General features: G+C 73.5%; 11 protein-coding genes. 2 read left to right on the top strand and 9 right to left on the bottom strand.

The annotated features are described in order from the left end of the window. Window positions 1–735: 735 nt before the first annotated feature. From ACA514_RS32860 to ACA514_RS32840, 5 genes are all read right to left on the bottom strand, one after another. Window positions 736–2,019, bottom strand: coding sequence for a DUF222 domain-containing protein (locus ACA514_RS32860; RefSeq protein WP_375045162.1), 1,284 nt, complete (start codon window positions 2,017–2,019; stop codon window positions 736–738). Window positions 2,020–2,998: 979 nt separating this feature from the next. After that, window positions 2,999–4,423, bottom strand: coding sequence for a metallophosphoesterase (locus ACA514_RS32855; RefSeq protein WP_375045193.1), 1,425 nt, complete (start codon window positions 4,421–4,423; stop codon window positions 2,999–3,001). A gap of 85 nt (window positions 4,424–4,508) precedes the next feature. Beyond that, the gene (locus ACA514_RS32850) at window positions 4,509–4,949 is read right to left on the bottom strand and encodes a hypothetical protein (RefSeq protein ID WP_375045161.1); all 441 of its coding nucleotides are present in this window, start codon (window positions 4,947–4,949) and stop codon (window positions 4,509–4,511) included. A gap of 86 nt (window positions 4,950–5,035) precedes the next feature. Continuing rightward, on the bottom strand, window positions 5,036–5,746 hold the full coding sequence (locus tag ACA514_RS32845) for a type 1 glutamine amidotransferase (protein WP_375045160.1): 711 nt from the start codon (window positions 5,744–5,746) through the stop codon (window positions 5,036–5,038). After that, window positions 5,736–6,986, bottom strand: coding sequence for a MurT ligase domain-containing protein (locus tag ACA514_RS32840; protein WP_375045159.1), 1,251 nt, complete (start codon window positions 6,984–6,986; stop codon window positions 5,736–5,738). Before ACA514_RS32840 ends, ACA514_RS32845 begins: the two co-directional genes overlap by 11 nt. Before the next feature lie 432 nt (window positions 6,987–7,418). On the opposite strand from ACA514_RS32840, the gene ACA514_RS32835 reads away from it, so the two are divergent. Further along, window positions 7,419–9,170, top strand: coding sequence for a hypothetical protein (locus ACA514_RS32835; RefSeq protein WP_375045158.1), 1,752 nt, complete (start codon window positions 7,419–7,421; stop codon window positions 9,168–9,170). Between the two features lie 223 nt (window positions 9,171–9,393). Then, on the top strand, window positions 9,394–10,389 hold the full coding sequence (locus tag ACA514_RS32830) for a hypothetical protein (RefSeq protein ID WP_375045157.1): 996 nt from the start codon (window positions 9,394–9,396) through the stop codon (window positions 10,387–10,389). Window positions 10,390–10,401: 12 nt separating this feature from the next. Here ACA514_RS32830 and ACA514_RS32825 read toward each other — a convergent pair whose 3' ends face one another. The 4 genes from ACA514_RS32825 to ACA514_RS32810 form a co-directional block, all read right to left on the bottom strand. Then, window positions 10,402–10,758, bottom strand: coding sequence for a DUF5955 family protein (locus tag ACA514_RS32825; RefSeq protein ID WP_375045156.1), 357 nt, complete (start codon window positions 10,756–10,758; stop codon window positions 10,402–10,404). A 17-nt stretch (window positions 10,759–10,775) separates the two neighbouring features. After that, complete coding sequence (locus tag ACA514_RS32820; RefSeq protein ID WP_375045155.1) at window positions 10,776–12,671, bottom strand: hypothetical protein; 1,896 nt, start codon at window positions 12,669–12,671, stop codon at window positions 10,776–10,778. 109 nt (window positions 12,672–12,780) lie between these two features. Continuing rightward, a complete protein-coding gene (locus ACA514_RS32815) occupies window positions 12,781–15,873 on the bottom strand; it encodes an ATP-binding protein (RefSeq protein WP_375045154.1) in 3,093 nt (1,030 codons plus the stop codon). Window positions 15,874–15,939: 66 nt separating this feature from the next. Beyond that, the gene (locus ACA514_RS32810; protein ID WP_375045153.1) at window positions 15,940–18,021 is read right to left on the bottom strand and encodes a hypothetical protein; all 2,082 of its coding nucleotides are present in this window, start codon (window positions 18,019–18,021) and stop codon (window positions 15,940–15,942) included. Window positions 18,022–18,057: the final 36 nt, after the last annotated feature.

Here is an 18,057-nt window from a genome sequence, read left to right as displayed (position 1 = left end):
GGAAACGGATCCAGCGAGTCGCCCCTCACAACCGGCGACCGCAGGCCATCCGCGTGTTCGCCTGCCACGCTTGCTTGACGTCCCGTGGAGCGGCCCGGCCCGGCCCAGCCCGGCCTGGTCGGGACGGATTCCCACATGCCGTCGCGTGCGGCAGGCACCTGAGAGGGAACCCGCTCAATGTAGTGACCGGGCCAGGCGAGAAGTGTCTTCCGGTGGCGGGCCCTCGGAATCGGGCCGAAGGGTGTTCGTGGAGGGGTGTTCGTGCGGTGGGGTGGCGCTGGCGTACGGCGCCGCCCCTCCAAAGTCAAGGGCGCCTTCGGCGTCGCTTCGCGATGGACTTCGTCCACCCTTGACTTTGGAGCCTCTGCGGCCCCTGAGGCAGCGCTAAGGGGCAGGCTCCGCCTGCCCCGCCCGGTCGCGCCACCCCACCGCCCCCGAACCAGCGGACGAAGAGAGGGGCGGGTGGGATGGAGGGGCTGACGAGGGGGCGCCGTTTCTCCGGGCCTGTGTGGCTGAAGTCGAAGGTGCCGGAGGCAGGGTGAGCAAGTAGCGTGCCCTGGGCCATTGCTGGGCCGATGGATTTCGGGACGGTGCCGCACGCGTGGGACATGGTTGGCTCCCCTCCACCGGGGTGGGAACCGTCACAGCGGAGGGGGAGCCATGCGAGTGGGCATGCCGGTTCGCCCGAGATCCGGATTGGATTCGGGCGAACCGGTGACGTGGAGGTGGGGTGGGTTACGCGGCCCAGTTGGCGGTGGTGTCGGGTGGGCCGATCATGCCCGGTGGCCCGCTACCCGTCCGGGGTCTGGATCTTGATCGGGCGCCTGGTGGTGGCAGCAATCGGTAGATGTACCGCCCGTCGGGATCTTTGCCGATCCCGATCTGATCTGGGCTGGCGTGTTTGAACCGGTTGTGCCATCCGCAGGTGAGGGCGAGTTGGTCGATGTCGGTGGGTGAGTGTCCGAGGGCCCAGCCGTTGACGTGGTCGACCTCGCACAACGTCCCCGGGATCTCACACTCCCGTACTGCACAGGTCGGGTACAGCGTCTCCAGCACTTGCCGTTGGGCGGCGCTGGCGAACCGCTCCCGATAGCCGAGATACAGCGGCGTGTGGCCGCGTCCGAGCAGGAGGGGTGAGACGCCTGCGGTGAGGGCGATGCGGCGGGCTTGGGCGGCGGGGATCGGTGTCCCGTCGGTGAGACGGGCGGGAGTGTTGCCGCCGGTGAGGGTGTCCAGGTCGCAGATGACGGTGACCTTGGTGGCCTTGTGCCCACCCGACAGGACGCTGGACAGGGCGGCTGCGGTGCGTTCGCCGACGTCGCGGGTGTCCTCAGGCCCGGCCGGCTTGACCAGCGGAGCCAGAGTCCCGTCCCAGATCGCAGCGTCCTCGGCGTTCAACCAGCCCTTGATGTACCGGCCACCATCCAGCGACCCGGTGCTAGTGATCCAGGATTTGGCGTAGCCGCGCTTGGCGTCCTCGCCAGGTACGGCCTCGGTGCCGTCGCGTTCGGCGATGACGTCGCAGATGCGGCGGCCGAACACCCCCACCTTCGCCGCTGAGAAGCCTTGGTCGACCAAGCCCAGCAGAGTGGTCTCGGCATCAGCGCAGTCGGTGTCCTCCAAGCGGGCCACGCTCTGCGCGACCGTGGCCGCATATCCGTAGGACAGCTCCCCGGCGGCGAGGCGTTCGGCGACTTGCGGGAGGCGGTGCCGTTGGCGGGCGAGGATGAGGCGTTCGGTGGTGCGGTTCTCCCGCATGCCAAGCCGGGACCGCAGCCACGCCCGGGTGGAGGGGTATCCCCACCGTTTCTGTTCGCCGGTGGCATCGACTCGGCGGATGAAACCGGCGAGTGCGCTTTCCTGGATATCGCAGGCGGCTGCCAGTGTCTCGGTGAGTTCCAGGCACGCCGCCGCCGACTCCGGGGCTTGGCGCTGGGCGAGTTCAGCGGCGATCACCGAGACCGCGTCCACCAATTGCATGGTGGACGCACCCTCCAGGTCGATCGTCACTGATTGCATAGGTAAATCATACCCTACGTGGCCGGCAAAAGTCGGCTCGACGGACCCTTATTTCGATGCTCCGCGAAAAGGTATGGCTAGATATACCCGCGGCATACTGATCATCCTCTACGGGGCCCAGGGAACGCCATTTTATGGGGATTTGCGAGCACGCGTACGTGGGTGGGTGGTGGGGTGGCGCGTCCGGGCGGGGCAGGCGGAGCCTGCCCGTTTGCGCTGCCTTAGGGGCCGCAGAGGCTCGAAAGTCAAGGGTGGACGAAGTCCATCGCGAAGCGACGCCGAAGGCGCCCTTGACTTTTGAGAAGCGGCCCCGTACGCAGCGCCACCCCACCACCCGGACACCCTTCCCGCTAACAGCTGAACACCGCTCACTCCAACTCCGCAAGACTATTCTGCGAGACCCCGGAAATGGCAGCCAGGCCCCCGCTTCAGGTGAGCTACATGCGGAGGTCGATGTTCATCTAGTGGTCACCGATGGGCTGCTGGGGACCCCGTTGGCCGTTCACGCACTGCGACCGCCACAGGCGGGTGCCATCGACGGCGCCCACGCACGTCATCGAAACTCTGGACTGGGTGTACACCGACGACGGCGTAGAACCCGCCGCGATCGCCAGGAGCACCTGGCGGGCGACGTCGCCGCGACGGCCATGCGAAATCGGGAGCCGTGGCGGTGGCTCATCGCGGCATTGGACGCCTACCTCGATGGAACGACCATCGACGTCACACACCACTCCAGCAGACTCCGCCGAAGCCGGCGCCGAACGATGACGGGATCTGGACGAGCAGCCGGGCCTGCCCGCCTTGCCGGGGGATCCTGAAGGACGCCGCGGAGGAGGCAAGGCCAGTTGGGCCTCCTGTTCAGCGGCCATTGCGGAGCCGCCATGACAGCGGGCGCCGCCCCGGGTCCAAAAGACCGGACCCGTCACGAAGCGGTCGACGTTCTCAGCGCCCTGAACACCGCCGCCACCCCGGCCAGGCGTTACGCGGTGGTTCCGAGGCCGGACAGGTCTCGGGAGACGACGGAATTGCGGTCGGTCACGCGGTTTCCGAGGGACAGTTGCGGCCAGAGCCCCGACAGTTCCTGGCGGCTGCGCTCGCTCCACGCGCGGGCTTCGGGGCTGCGGGCCTTGTAGAAGTTCAGTGCGTAGCCGCCGGTGTGGACGCGGACGAGGGTGAAGCCTCCGGGGTATTCCTTGACGGCTCCGACTTCCTGGTGGACGACGCGGGGCGCCAGCGGGAACACCGAGCGCTGGTTCCGGTGGGTGTGGCCCGCGTGGTGGAGGAAGACGCCGGGCGTGCGGGCGTAGGCGCCGAGAATGCGAAGGGACTGGCCGGCGTCGAGGGAATGGGCGCCGGTGATGGACAGCGGGTCGTTCTCGGTGAAGAGCGGGTGGTGGCCGAAGACGAGGGTGGGCCGGTCGGGGTCCTTCTTGAGCTCGGATTCGAACCAGGCGTGCTGTTCGGCCGAGAGGCCGCCCGAGTCGCCGCCGTCACCGGGCTTGTCGTAGGTGTCGAGGCCGATGACGCGGAGGCCCCGCAGGTCGTGGGAGTAGTACGTGCGGCCGGATGGGAAGAACGCATCCTGGAAGCAGTCGTTCCCCTGGTGTTCGCCGACCGTGCAGGTGGAATAGGCGGCGCCTTCGTGGGCGCGGTCATGGTTGCCGCGGGCAACGAGGTAGTTGCCGAACATGTCGAGGATGCTCTTGGCCTTCAGCAGGTCGGCGGGGGCGGCTTCGCTGGAGACGTCCCCGGCGGCGAGCAGGTAGTCCGCGCCGCGCGCATGGGCGTCCTCGATGAGCGCCTTCGCCATGATCTCGGGGTAGGGCGGGTGCCCGGGAATCTGCGAGATGCCTTTGATCCAGGGGAGCTGGCCGACGAGTCCGGCGACCGTTTCGCCGAGATGCAGGTCGTTGCAGAGCGCGATGGAGAAGAGGTGCTCGCCCGGTGGCGGCTGGGGTGTGGTGAAGGCGAACGTATCGCCTTGCGGAGTGCCCGCCGCCTGGCCGGCCGCGAGTCCTGTCGCGGTGGCGGTCAGGCCATTCGAGCGGGCCTTGTAGTAATAGGTGCGGCCCGGTTCCAGGTCGGTGAGCTCGACGTAGTGGTACGGGGTCCCTGAGGGGCCGTGGGCGGTGCCGGTGAGGCGGGACGGGTGCGTCCCGTAGACCACTTCGGCGTCGGACGGGACGGGCTCCATCCGGCCCAGCCCGTCGTCGGTGCCCGCGGCGCCGGTGTACCAGGTGAGGACGGCGGACGTCTCGGTCAGCGTCACGAGTTCGAGGTTCACCGGGCGGACGGCGCCGGCGGCGCGCGCGGGAGGCGGGTCGAGGGCGGGCAGCAGGCCCGCCCCCGCCACGATCGCGCTCCAGCGCAGCAGCTCGCGGCGGCCGGGTCGGCAGCAGATCATGATCGCCACGCTGGCACCCCGGCGGGCGGGAAGCCAGCCCCCTGACCGAACGTTCACCGGACCGCCGCCCGCGGCGACGGCCGGCTCAGCGTTCGACGGACGCCACGATCTCCTTCGCGGCCTTCTTCCGCAGGCCGAGGTTCAGGCGGGCCAGCGACTGCCCGTCACTCCGGTCGGCGATTACGACCTGGTTCAGCAGGCCCGTCTTCAGCTCGGCCGTCAGGGCCTCCCGCGGCGCGTCGAACACGAGCGTGCCGGGGTGGGAGCTCCCGTTGATCCGCTTGAACATCAGCACCCGGTGGGACGTCACGACGACCCACACCGCGGGCGGCACCGCCACGACGGCCAGCCCCAGCCCGCCGGTGGCCGCCGTCGTCGCCAGGCCGGTGGCCAGGCCCGTGGCGAGGCTCTTCGCGAGCTGCTTCTTCATCCCCCGTTTGAGCTGGGCGACGACGACGGTGTCGATCGCCTCGCCCGGCTGCATCTGGGGGGCCAGCCGCTCCGCCAGTTTGGTTCTCGCCGACACCGTACCTCCATGATCGGGACCCGGCAGGCGCCGAATCCTATTCGAGGAAGATGCCGGAGAACGGGGAATCCGCTGTCCTCAGCCGGTCAGGGGAGGACGGCGGCGAGGCGTTCGTCGCGGAGGCGGCCCGCCCAGGAGTCGTCGATCGGCTGCAGGTCGCGGCCGACGGCCCAGCGCAGCAGCAGGTCGGCGAGGCCCGGGTTGCGGACGAGCGCCGGGCCGTGCATGTAGGTGCCGAGCACGCGGCCCGCGTAGGCGCCCTCATAGCCGTCGCCGTTGCCGATGCCGTGCAGGACCTTCGCGAACGGGCGGGCGTTCGGGCCGAGCCGGGTGACGCCCTGGTGGTTCTCGAAGCCGGTGATGCGCGGGACGTTCAGCTCGCCCGCGACGTCCCCGACGATCTCGCCGACGGCGCGCTGCTCGCCGCGCCCGGAGCTGATGTCGAGCAGGCCGAGGCCGCGGACCGGCTGGCCCTCCTCGCCGCCGAACTCGTGGCCGAGCAGCTGGTAGCCGGCGCAGACCGCGAACACCACCGCGCCGGACTGCACGGCGCGGGCGAGGCCGCCGTCGCCGAGCAGCCGCTGCGCGGCGAGGATCTGCGGGCGGTCCTCGCCGCCGCCGAGCAGGTAGATGTCGCCGTCGGAGGGGACGGGCTCGTCCGAGCGCAGGTTCACGGTCTCGGTCGGGATGCCGCGCAGCGCCGCGCGCCGCTCCAGGACGATCGTGTTGCCCTGGTCGCCGTAGGTGCTGAGCAGGTCCGGGTAGATCCAGACGATCTTGATGCGGTCAGACGACACGGCCGTACCTCGTTCGGATGTTCTGGAAGGCGGTGTAGTTGGCGATCACGTCCAGGTGCCCGGGCGGCACCGCCATGACGGCCTGGTCGAAGTCGTCCACCACGGTGAAGTGCACGTCGGCGGCCTCGAGGCGGGCGGCGAGGTCGATGCGGCGCTCGCCGGCGACCCAGACGGGGCGCCCGCGCAGGATGCGGTAGTCGACGTCCCACAGCCAGGACGTGTCGCGGCCGTCGGGGCCCTGCGCGTTGATCGACAGGGCGACGGGGCCGGGCGCGGGCTGCAGGACGTCGAACGCCTCCAGCCAGCCCGCCGGGTTCTTCGACAGCAGCAGCCGGAGCGTGCGGCCCTCGTGCTCGACGGTGGTGTAGCGGCCGGCGACCGACCGGACCTGCGACAGCAGCGGCAGCGCCTGCTCGGGCGGGACGCCGAACTGGGCGACGACCGCGAGCGCGATCAGCGCGTTGGACCGGTTGGCGCGGCCGGGCAGCGACAGCTGCGCCAGCGAGAACGCGCGGCCGTCCGGGCCGGTGATCTGGTCGCCCTTGAGCGCCCAGTCGGGGCGGGGCCGCCGGAAGTGGCACTGCCGGCACGCCCAGTCGCTGTCCTCGTCGGTGTCCTGCCGGTCGAGGGGGCCGCCGCACTCGGGGCAGCACCAGGAGTCCTCGCGCCAGTGCTGGCCCGCGGCGACCCACGTCACGCTCTTGGCGGACGACGCGCCCCAGGTGACCAGCGGGTCGTCGCAGTTGGCGATGACGTGGCTGTTGGGGGACGCCTCCAGCGCGCGCCGCCACTTGCCGGCCAGCAGCCAGATCTCGGCGGCGCGGTCCATCTGGTCGCGGCTGAGGTTCATCAGCGCGACGATGTTCGCGCCGGTCTCCCGCAGCACCATCGGGACGTACTTCTCGTCGCACTCCAGCACGCCGTAGCGGGCGGTGGGCGCGGACGCGAGCGCGGACACGTGCCCGGTGGGCATGTTCGCGCCGAACGCGTTGGTGGCGACCTCGCCGAGCGGGGTCATCGCCGAGGTGATCAGCCGGGTCGTCGTCGTCTTGCCGTTGGTGGCGCTGACGAGGACGAGCTTGCGGTCCTTGGCGAGGCGGGTGAGCAGCTCCGGATCGAGGCGCAGGCCGATCCGGCCGCCGATCACCGAGCCGTCCCCGCGGCCCGCCATCCGGGACATCTTGGCGGCCGTACGACCGAGCGCGACGGCCAGCTGCGAACGCAGCGGAAGATCGCTCATGGACTCCGTCTTCTCTGGATGCGCCTGTCTCGTTCGACTGCGCGGTCTTGTCGGGTGCGCCCTGAACCGCTCCGAGCCTAGCCGCTGCGCGCAGCGCTCGCGGCCCGCCGGGCCCGTCGCGGCGGCCGGTGTGCGCGGTTCTCCGGCGGCGCGCCGCCGCCCGCCCTAAGATGTGAGGAGCCTCACAGGCGTCCCGGTAAACCACCGGCGGCAATCTTGACCGGCACCGAGATGTCGTGATTCGGTGCGAGCCCGTTAGCGGTGAGTCCAGATTCCCATCCACGCGCCCTCGAACGCCATCACCCACTACTTTTGTCGGAGCCCCGCCGGCTTGCGGGGTTCCCCGGAGATGTGCGGGGAGGGGCGCCCGCCCGAGCCGGCGGGCCGAGTTTCGCGAAGCGTGGCAAGCGGCGACAAGGCGAGGTCAGAGCGATGCAGTGTCCGACGTGCGGTTCTCACACGCCCGGGACGCTCGGCAAGTGTTCGAACTGCGACGCGCCCATCGACGTGTACTCGGTCGGGCCGCTGCCGGCGCCGGTGCGGGAGGGCTCCGTCCTCGACGGCGGCGCGGGCCTCGGCGGCGGCGCGGGCCACGGCGCGGCGGGGCTGGACGAGAAGACCATGATGGTGCCGCCGCCGACGCCCGTGTGGGCGTCCGCCAGCGCGCCGCCCGGCGACCCGGAGTCCACCGCGACGTGGACGTTCGACCCGGACGCGGAGGGCTACACGCCCTCCGGCGGCATGTCGGCCCTGCCCGCCGGCAACGGCGCCGGGCACGGCGGCACGGGCGGCGGGCACGGCGGCGCGGGCGGTGCCGCGAACGGTGCCGCGCTTCCTCCGCCGCCCATGTGGTCCGGGCAGCCGGACACCGGCGGCCAGGCGCAGGTGCAGGCAGAGGCAGGCATGAACGGCCAGGCGCAGGCGGACGCGAACGGGCAGGCTGGCATGAACGGGCAGGCGCAGCCGGGCATGAACGGGCAGGCGGGCGCCAACGGGCAGGCGAACGGGTATGAGCAGCCGGCGCTCGGTGCCCCGCCCGCGTCCGGCGCGCCGGCGCTGCCGCCCGCCGGCGGGTACTCCGGCGGGCCCCTCGCCCCGGAGGCGACGCCGACGCCGGTCGAGTCGATCGTCCCGGACTCGTGGTTCGCCCAGCCGCGCAAGCCCGACCCGCAGGAGGCCGCGGACGCCACGCAGGTCTACGGGCAGCAGCAGCAGCCGCAGCAGCCCGCCGGCCAGGCGTGGGGCGCGCCGCTGCCGATCGCCGGTTCGCAGCCGCAGGCCGAGGCGACGATGCTCGACGCGGACGCGGGGCGGCTCGCGCCCGGCCCGATGGGGGCGCCGCTCGACGGGCGCACCCGGATGGACTTCGGCCCCGGCGGCGGCTTCGACCAGACCCGGATGGACCCGGGCGGCACGTCCGTCATGGGCGCTCCCCCGATGGGCCCCGGCGGCCCGGACGGCTACGGCGCCCCGATGGGCCAGGGCATGCCGATGGGACAGATGGGGCAGATGGGCCCCGGCGACCCCGCCTATCCCGGCTACCCGCCGCCCCCGGCGCGCTCCGGCGGCGGGCCGAGCAAGCCGCTGCTCATCGGTGTCGCGGCCCTCGTCGTCGTGGCGCTCGTCGCGGTGGCGTTCGTCGTGTGGCCGTCCGGCGGCGGCAAGAACGAGGCGTCGCCGAAGGCGTCGGAGTCGTCCACCAAGCCGGTCTCGCAGCACGAGAAGGTCAGCCCCAAGGAGAAGGAGCAGGCCGCGGCGATGAGCGCGGTGCTGAACGCCAGCGTCGACGCCCGCCGCGTCCTCGCCGGGGCGCTGTCGCGGACCGGCGAGTGCAAGGACATGCCGACCGCGATCCAGGGGTTCCAGCAGGCCGTCCAGCGCCGCCAGAACCAGCTGAACCGGACCCGCCAGCTCCAGGTCGCCCAGCTGACCAAGGGCGAGCAGCTGAAGTCGTCGCTGGGCCAGGCGCTGCAGGCGTCGCTGCAGGTCGACCAGCTGCTGCTGAACTGGGCGCGGCAGAGCGGGGCGCACTGCCACGGCAAGCCGAAGCCGAACGCCGCGCACGTGCCGGGGCGCGCGCAGGGCGAGCGGCGCGCGACGCTGGCCAAGCAGCGGTTCGTCGCGCTGTGGAACCCGGTGGCGAAGAAGACGGGTCAGCCGGCGCGCAGCTGGCAGCGGGTGTGACCGCCGGAGGCCGGGCGCTGACGGCGGCGGCGTGACGGCCGGGCGCGAGTGACCGTCCGATCACAACCGGGTTGCGACCCGCGGGCGGCCCGTCCGCTGCGGCGGACGGGGCAGTATCTTGTCACCGATGCACCTCACGGGGTAAGGGGCTGTTATGCGGTGTCCGGGCTGCGGAAGCGACACCAATCCGGCGCTCCCCCGTTGCACGCGCTGCAACGCACCGGTGGACCCGGCCTCGTCCGGCGGTCCCGGCCACACCGTGGCCGCGGGCGACGAGACGTCCCGCGACCCGTCCGTGGAGGATGAGACCACGCGCGACTACGGGGTCCCGCCCGCTTCCCCGGGCAGCCCGTTCGAGAGGCCGTCCGCCGGCGCTCCGGGGCCCGCGCCCGGCGGTTTCGGGGGCGGCTACGGCGATCCGCTGCCGCCTCCCTGGGTTCCCGTTCCCGACCCGCCTGAGCAGCCCCAACCGTGGCGGCCCGACCACACCACGCCCCTGCCGCCGTCCGGGGAGCACTCGACGCAGCTCGGGGCGGAGCCGTGGGCCGAACGCTCGACGCAGCTCGGCCCGGAACCGTGGGCGGCCGAGCCCGCCATCTGGCAGCCGCCGGCGCCCGCGAAGCGGAACGGCGCGCTGTTCCTCCTCGTCGGGGCCGGTGTGGTGCTGCTCGTCGTGGTCGCGCTCGGCATCGTGTTCTGGCCGAGCGGCTCCGGCAAGCCCGCCCGGTCCGTCGCCGGCCCCGCGTCCTCGGCGTCGGGGCAGCCCGTCACGACCGACGACGAGAGCCCGAGCGACTCCCCCTCGCCGGACGACTCGCCCAGCGGCGACATGACGGCGCAGGCCCGCGCGGTCGACGGGCTGCTGGACGAGATGGCGCAGACCCGCTCCGAACTCGGCACCGTCGTCGAGGAGGGCTGCACCACCAGTGGCCTGCAGCGCATCCACGACGAGCGGCAGGGGCAGCTCGACCGGGCCAACGCCCTCGACGTGAGCGCGCTCGACAACGGCACCGCGATGAGGGACGCGCTCGTCCGGGCGCTGCGGGCGTCGGTCGAGTCGAACCAGCGCTACCTGGAGGTCGCGCCGGGCTGCCCGTCCGACGACGACGTGGCGGGCGCCAACCAGGAGGCGTCGGACGCCAAGAACGAGTTCATCGGCTACTGGACGCCCATCGCCCAGCAGGCCGGGCTGCCCGCCCGCGACGGCGACAACATCTGACGCCCCGCCCGGTCAGCCGCCCACGCCGACCGCGGCGGCGAGGGCGCGGACGGCTTCGGCCAGCGCCGCCACACCGGCGACGCGGCGGCCGAGGCGGGCGAGGGCGCCGGTCATGCGCTCGGGGTCCGGGTCGTCCTCCTGCGCCTCCTCGCGGACGTCCGCGAGGTCGCGGTAGGCCCGTGCCGCCTCGGGCAGCTCGGCGGCGTGCCGCTCCAGCAGCGCCTCGACGCGGGCGAGGGCCTCGGCGGCGTCCGTGCCGGCCGCGCCGGCGACCTGTTGGTTCTGGGTGACGTTGTCGCCGGTGGCGATCTGGCCGGACACGTTGGCGTGCCCGCCGATGCTGATGCCCCGGTCTCCGTGCTCGGCCATGCCGTCCCTCCGCGAGGTCAGGGGTTGATGCGGGTCTGCCGCTGCTCGACGCTGCGTCCGGAGGCGACCTGCCCGTGGACGGTGCCGCCGGTCATGATGACGCCCTGGTTCAGGATGACGCCGGCCTGCGCCCGGTAGGCCGACACGTCGACCCCGCACTCGTCCGACAGGTAGTCGAGGATCGCCTCGTTCACCCGCCGCTCGATCAGCCGCATGTACTTGTCGACGTCGGTCTCCTGGACGAACGTCGCGAAGCCGTCCTCGGCGAACAGCTCGCGGACGCTGATCCGGGCGCCGTAGTCGTGCGACGTCTTGCGCGCCGGGTTGCCGGACGAGGTCGCCGCGACGAGGCTGCGGGCCATCGTCCAGCAGGTGGTGAGCATCCGCGGCCAGGCGAGCAGCGTGCCGGCCAGCACCGTCCGCCAGCTCTCGGTCAGCGTGCGGAACAGCAGGGTCACCGCGTCCCAGTCGGGCAGGCGGTCGACGATGCGGTACTCGTCCCGGACGGGCGGCAGGACCGTCGCGACGAACTGCCCGTAGAGCATGCGCCCCTCGACCGCGAGGTAGACGAACGCCGAGAGCACGACGTCCTTCTCCTCGGCGGGCGCGACGGGCCTGCCGTCCGGCGCGTCGATGGCCTGGCCGTGCCCGCCGACGGTGATGCGCTGGTAGCAGCGCAGGTCGCCCTGCGGATGCCGCATCATCGCCTCGACGGCCTCGGTCGAGGCGACGGAGAACGGCACCCCGGCGGTCGCGTCGATCAGCGGGTGCCCCTGGAACCAGCGGCCGCTCACCGCGTCGACCGGGCGGGGCCGCTGCGGGCACCGGCCCCGGCCGACGATGTGGACGTCGCTGACCAGCCCGGTGATGCGCTCGTTCGGGGGAAGCGGGGACCGGTCCGGGACGGGCTCGCCGGGCCGCGGCGGCGGCGCCTCGTCCCGCATGCGCAGGATCTTGGCGCGGATGCGGTCGTGCATGGTGACCGCGTCCACCCGCCGCGGCTCCGGGGAGGCCGCCTCGCCGTTCGGGGAGGCCCCGTCGCCGTCCGCGTCCGCGCCTGCGCCCGGCGGTCCGGACGCGGCGCGGTCCAGTTCCAGCGCGATCGACCAGACGCGGGACCAGGGCGCCGTGACGTCGCCCGCGCCGATGAAGGGGTTGGCGCCCGAGTAGAGCGTCACGTTGCCGTGCTGCGCCGACCGCACCCGGTCGAGGACCAGCCGGACCCGTTCGCTGTACGAGCGCGGCCCGGGCCCCGTGGCGCCGGGGCCGAGGTCGCGGGACATAGTGTGGAAGACGACCGCGAGGTGGACGAACACGACCGTCGCCATCACGAGGAACAGCAGCATGATGGTCAGCAGCGCGTGGTCGGTCTGCAGCGAGTCGAGGTAGCTGGTGTTGTCCTGCTCCTCGTAGCCTTCGAGGCCCTGCTGCTGATCCCGCAGCCCGAACAGGACCACCGGCGTGAGGATCACGGCCGCGAACCCGCCGATCGCCAGCCGCCACCTCCACCGCAGCCGCCGCCAGGGGACGTGCAGCAGCATCGTGACGAGGAGATAGAGCGCGGCGACGGCCGGCACGAGCATCCACGCGACGACGAAGACCGCGATGATCGCCAGGTCGCGGACGAGCCGGAACCGGCGGGCGCGCACGGCGTGCAGGATCACCGGTCCGAGGTCGAAGCCGAAGGACGGCACGACGGCGCGGTGCTCGTCGTCCAGGAACTCGGCGATGACCCGGTCGCAGAGCCGCCGGTCGAGGTAGACGGCGGCCGACAGGTAGCGGGTGGCGCTCTGCAGCGGCTGCCCGGCCGTGTCGGCGGCCTGCGGCGCGTGGCGGAAGAAGGGCTCCGGAGGGATCCGCGGGTGCCCGCCGGTGTCCCGCGGGTGGGTCCGGTCGTCGGTCTGCGGGTCCATGTGCCGCTCCCTCCGCGGGTGGGCGGGCCGGTCCGAGGGAAGAATCTAGCGGCGAGCGTGCCGTTCGAGTGGATTATCACCGAATCGTGATCGCATCGTGGTGGGCCGCTCACGCATCGTCCGCGCCGCCCGGGTCGGGTTCGGGCACGCGGGACAGGAAGGGAAGGCCGGCGGACGGGTCGGCGAACGGCTCCACGAACCGTTCGGGCCAGCTCAGCACCGGTTCCAGCCACGCCTCGGCGCGCATCGCCACGGCGGCGTGCTCGATCTGCTCCTCCTCGGGGAGGCCGATCGCGATGACGGCGAGGTCGGCGTAGAAGCCCGCGTTGTCGTCGTCGCCTTCGAGCGCGGTGAGGGCGAGCGGGCGGTTGCGGTCCAGCTCCATCGACAGCGGGTGGCGGCGCAGCGCGCGCAGCCGGTGGCCGAGCTTCGGCGCCGGCGGCTGCTTGAGGCCGGGCAGCTGGTAGTCCAGCGGCGGCGCGGGCGCGTGCTTGTCGGGGACGCCAGCGCCGTAGGGGAACAGCCGGTCCAGCTCGTGCAGCCAGCGGAGCTGCGGGATCACCCAGTTCGGGCCCGGGGCCGCTTCGGACGTGCCGCCGCCGAGCAGCCGCTGCGCGACGCCGGCCGCGGTGGCAGTCAGCTCGGACGGCGGGTACACGGTGCGCAGCGCCCATGACCGGCGGGTCACGGCCCGTTCCAGGACGGTCGCGAGCGCGCACTCGCGCAGCCGGGGCGCCAGCCGCGACCAGGCGCGCCCCAGTTCCGGCGGGACGGCGGGCACCGGGCGGTTCACCACGTGCGCGAGGACGAGGGTGTCCGCCCACAGCCGCAGCCACGCCCAGTCCGGGTGGCCCGCGACGAGGTCGGCCTCGCGCAGCTCGTAGAGGGTGCAGGCGCGTCCGGACCGGCACTCGCAGCCGCACGCCGCCGACCGGCGGCCGTCCACGGGCGGCGGCGGGCCGGGCAGCTCGGCCTCGCGTCCCTCACCCAGCGGGACGCGGACGCGCAGCGGGCGGTCCATCCCGTCGGCGAACACCGCCGCGACGCCGGGACGCAGCGACACCACCTCGCGGGACTGGTCGGCGTCCAGGTTCATCGCGGCGCCGACCTGGTGCCGGTCGTCGTGCGCGGGCAGCCGGTGCACCACCTTCAGCGCCGTGTTCTTGATCACGTCGGGGACGAGCTTGGTGGGGATCTGCTCGGCGACGATGATGCCCTCGCCGTACGCGCGGATCTCCGCGAGCATCCCGGCGAACAGCTCGACGGCGTGCGAGCTGCCGCGCTCGGGGCCCCGGTTGCGCAGCAGCCGGTGCGCCTCCTCGATCACGATGACGTGCCGCAGCGCCGGGCCGTCGGAGCGGTCGCGGCGCCGCTCGCGCATCCGCAGGTGCTCGACGATCCGGATGATGAGGGTGCCCATGAGGAACGCCTTGTCCTCGTCGTTGGCGACGTCCTCGATGGCCAGGACGATGTTGTCGCGCAGCATCCCGCCGATGTCGGCGGGGTGGCCGCCCTCGAAGAACCGTCCGGCGGAGCCGATGCGCAGGGAGCGAAGCCGGACGTCCACGAAGCCCTGCACGTCGGCCATCAGCTCGCGCCCGTACCCGACGTCCTGGATCACCTGGAGCGCCGCGTTCTGCAGCTGCTCCAGCGTCGGGACGGCCGGCTCGATCAGCGAGCCGGGGACGCCCGCGCCGGTCACCACGTCCCACCCGTTCGTCTCGTACACGCGCTGCAGCGCCTGCGCCATGATCTGCGGGAACGGCTCCTCGGCGTCGAACGCGGCCTGGAACAGCGCGCGGACCATGTCGATGTGCGCCTGCACCGGATAACCGGGCTCGGGCGCCAGCGGATTCACCGACAGCGGCACCGAACCCGGATCGGACGGGTTCACCACCGTGACCGGCCCGCCGAGGTCCTCGATGCGGCCCGCCATCGCCGCGTACTCCGACTTCGCCGGCTCGATCGCCAGCCACGGCACGCCCGCGCGGGTCAGCTGCTCCAGCAGGTGCCGGACGGTCTGCGACTTGCCCGCGCCGGTCGCGCCCGTCACGAACACGTGCCGGTTGATCGTGGAGCGGGGGACGGTGAACGTGCCGACCTGCCGGTCCTGGCCGTCCAGGATGGCGCCCAGCTCGATCCGCGCCTCGGCGGGCCGGGACGGCTCATCGTCGGTCTCGGACGTCACGTCGAAGTACCCGGCGTCCAGGACGCGCAGGCCCGGCACCTCGCGGCGCGGCAGCCCGGCCAGCGCCGCCAGCGCGCCCGCCGTCGCGACGAACGGGAACCGCTGCTCCGGCTCGGCCCCCGGGCGCAGCGGCGCCGGCTCCGCGGCGGGCCGCAGCATCTCCTCGAACGTGCCGCTGCCGTGCCCGGACCGCAGCCGGTACGGGTGGTGGCCGAGCTCCATCGACCCGACGAGGACCGGGGCGATCTGGCCGAGCTCCGCCTGCGTCGCCGCGCCCGCGACGACCCGGACCTGCCAGAGCCCGGCCTCGCGGAACGCGTCCAGCTCGGCGAGCCGCTGGTCGGCGCGGGCGACGGCGAGCCGGGCCTGCTCGTCCTCGCCGCGCCGCAGCATCCGCAGCTCGTGGTGCAGCTCGCGCATCTCGGTGTCGATCAGCCGCTCGTCGCACGGCTCGGCGACCACGAACCAGCCGAACGGCCGCTCCATCAGCGTGACGAGCGTCGCCTCGAACAGGCCCGGCCCCGCCCTGCCGCCCTCCTGCAAGGCACTCCCGACCTGCGGGGCGAGGCGTCCGGGACAGCGCGTCCAGGCCATCCGGGACGCCTGCCGCAGCCACCCGTCGCCGACCGGGACGCCGCGGGCGCCGCTCGGGAACAGCAGGCCCTGCGCCTCGCCGCCCGGCCCCGGCGCGCCGATCGGCCCCGCGTTGGTGATCAGCTCCAGCGGCGCGCCGCCGCCCGCCGACAGCCACCCGACCACGAACGGGCGGTTGCGCCGCGCCGCCGAGAGCGCGGCAGGCAGCACGCTCACGAAGTCCCATTCGGCGGACGCGTTCCGCTGCGGCGCCGGGATCGCCTGGATCCGGTACCAGGGGCCCGGCAGGACGACCGCCTCGCCCCACCCTTCGCCGCGGCCCGCTCCGCCCATCCTGGGCGGCGGAGCGCCGGGCGGCACGCCCGCTCCCCGTCCGTACGGGGGCATACCGGGCGGCATCGAACCTGGGGGGATCGTCACGCGACCATCCTTACCCGCGCCCTGACCCCGCGCCACCGCCCCTGCCACAAGTTGCGAGAGAGCGGGTCAGGCGGGCGGGTCGGCCTTGTGGCGGCCGTTGCGCTTCAACGGCGGAACGATCCGGGGTGAGCGGGACGCGGCGCCGCGCGGCAGCGCATGCCGGGCCCGCGGCGCGGCCGGCGGAGCGGCGGGCGGTACGGCCGGCTCGGACGGCGGCGCCTCCGGCTCGGCGTCCGCGGAGCCGCCGCCCGGCTCACCGTCGCCGTCCTCGATCTCCTCACTGGCGGCCTGTTCGAGGGCCTCCTGCTCGCGCAGGTACTCCTCGAACTCCATCGAGTGCGCCGTCGGCAGCGTGATGATGCCGGGGTTGGCGTCCACGAGCATGATGCGGCGGCCCGTCGCGCCCGAGTGCGTGAAGACCATGGCGGTCGGCGGCAGCTCCTGGAGCTGCGGCGGCTCGACGAGCAGCTCGCGGAACCGCTGCTTCGCGGCCGGCCGGGCGGTGACCGTCCGGCCCCACGCCGTCGCCGAGCTGATCCCCTCGACCAGCACCGAGTCGTCGGCGGCGGGCGCGGGCAGCGGCGACCAGACCGGGTCGGTGAGGCCGTCGCCGCGCGGGCGGGCGTAGGCGACGGTGCTGGCGTAGCTCTCCCCCGCGACGTCGAACAGCGTCTCGCCCGCCGAGTCGGTGATCTCGGCGACCAGCAGCGGCTGGTCGGTGCCGATGTGCTCGGCGGCGACGCGGGCGTCCTCGGGGTTGCCGAGCCGCATGAACCCGACCGCGGCGTGGCCCCGGCGGCCGAGGCGCTCCCGGACGTGCCGCGGGATCGACCGGTACATCAGGACGAGCCCGGTCCCGGTGGCCTCGCAGGCGTCGATGAGCCGGTCCAGGACGTCGCCGCGCAGCTTCTCGGCGCCGCACAGGAACAGCGTGTGATCCCAGCGGCCGCCGGGCGGCGACTCGCGGATGCGGTGGGTCAGCGCCGTCGTCACGTAGGTGCCGAGGATCCGGTTGGTGAGGACGCCCGCGCGGCGGTCCATCGACACGACGTGCAGCCGGGACGGCGGCAGCCCCACCGGCTCGGTCGCGAGCTTCTCCAGCTTGCGCAGCTGCGCCTCCAGCGCCCAGGCGCGGCGCACCACGATCCGGTCGGTGGCGTCCCGGCCGAACAGCGTCGCGACCCGCTCCAGCTGCTCGTCGGTGAGCAGGCCCTTGCGCAGGTCCTCGCGCGGGTCGCCGACCTGGGCGAGGACGCGCAGCGCCGCGGTGATCCGCGGGATCGTCGCGTCCGGGCCGAGCACCTCGATGAGCCGTTCCAGGATCGAGTTGTCGAACGACAGGTCGCGGGTGCCGCCCTCCTCCTCGCCGGCGCTCACCACCAGCGACAGCACGTCCGCGAGCGCCTCCGGGCTCAGCCCCCGCGACATGTCCAGGCGCGGCAGGTCGGCGGGCAGCACCCAGACGAGCGGGTCGTCGCCGCGGTCGGCGGCGAGCCGCAGCAGGTCGTGCGCGACGGCGCCCTCCGACAGGTCGATGACGGTGAGCCGGGCGCCGACCGCCAGCCGCGCCGCGCCCATCGTGGTGACGGCGGCGGACCAGCCGGCGAGCGTCCCGCCGACCACGTCCACCCGGTCGACGCCGGGCGGGACCGCGACCGGGTACCACTCGCGCTGGCTCTCGTACGCGCGGTGCCGCCGCTCCCACTCGCGCCGGGCGTCGTCGTAGGCGCGCCGGGCCGCGTCGTGCTCGCGGTCGCGGGCGGCCCGCTCCCGCTCGCCGCGGTCCCGCTCGTCGGCCATCCGCGCCCGGACGGCCCGCTCGTCCCGCCACAGCGCGCCGCCGGTGATGCCGAGGACGACCGCGCACGCCAGCAGCGCCACGCCCGCGAACGCCCACGGCAGCATCCCGGCGGCGCCGCAGGCCAGGAACAGCGCGGCGCCGGCGACGGTGCCGCCGGTGGCGATCCGCAGCGGGCGCGCCGTCATGTGCTCGGCGGGGCGCCGCGCGGGCGGCCCGGCCGGCGGCCGCTCGGGCGTCTCGGGGAGCCCGGGGGGCGGTCCCGGGTCCGGGTGCACCTGCGCGTAGCGCCAGCCCACGTAGACGCGGTCGGCCTGTGTGAGCCGCGCCATCGCGGACCCGCTCGCCATGTCCGTCACGTCGAGAGACCCCTGGGAGTCGCGGAA

Origin of the sequence: Actinomadura sp. NTSP31, from assembly GCF_041951385.1 — a bacterium.
GTDB classification, from domain to species: domain Bacteria; phylum Actinomycetota; class Actinomycetes; order Streptosporangiales; family Streptosporangiaceae; genus Spirillospora; species Spirillospora napierensis.
The sequence above is the reverse complement of the archived record's forward strand: the minus strand, read 5'-3'. Positions and strand labels throughout refer to the sequence as shown.

Bases quoted from the DNA above. Each gene is read 5' to 3' on its own strand.
- ACA514_RS32820 (WP_375045155.1), bottom strand. From the start codon at position 12,671: ATGGACCCGCAGACCGACGACCGGACCCACCCGCGGGACACCGGCGGG.
- ACA514_RS32835 (WP_375045158.1), top strand. From the start codon at position 7,419: ATGCAGTGTCCGACGTGCGGTTCTCACACGCCCGGGACGCTCGGCAAG.
- ACA514_RS32825 (WP_375045156.1), bottom strand. From the start codon at position 10,758: ATGGCCGAGCACGGAGACCGGGGCATCAGCATCGGCGGGCACGCCAAC.
- ACA514_RS32840 (WP_375045159.1), bottom strand. From the start codon at position 6,986: ATGAGCGATCTTCCGCTGCGTTCGCAGCTGGCCGTCGCGCTCGGTCGT.
- ACA514_RS32855 (WP_375045193.1), bottom strand. From the start codon at position 4,423: ATGATCTGCTGCCGACCCGGCCGCCGCGAGCTGCTGCGCTGGAGCGCG.
- ACA514_RS32860 (WP_375045162.1), bottom strand. From the start codon at position 2,019: ATGCAATCAGTGACGATCGACCTGGAGGGTGCGTCCACCATGCAATTG.
- ACA514_RS32810 (WP_375045153.1), bottom strand. From the start codon at position 18,021: ATGGCGAGCGGGTCCGCGATGGCGCGGCTCACACAGGCCGACCGCGTC.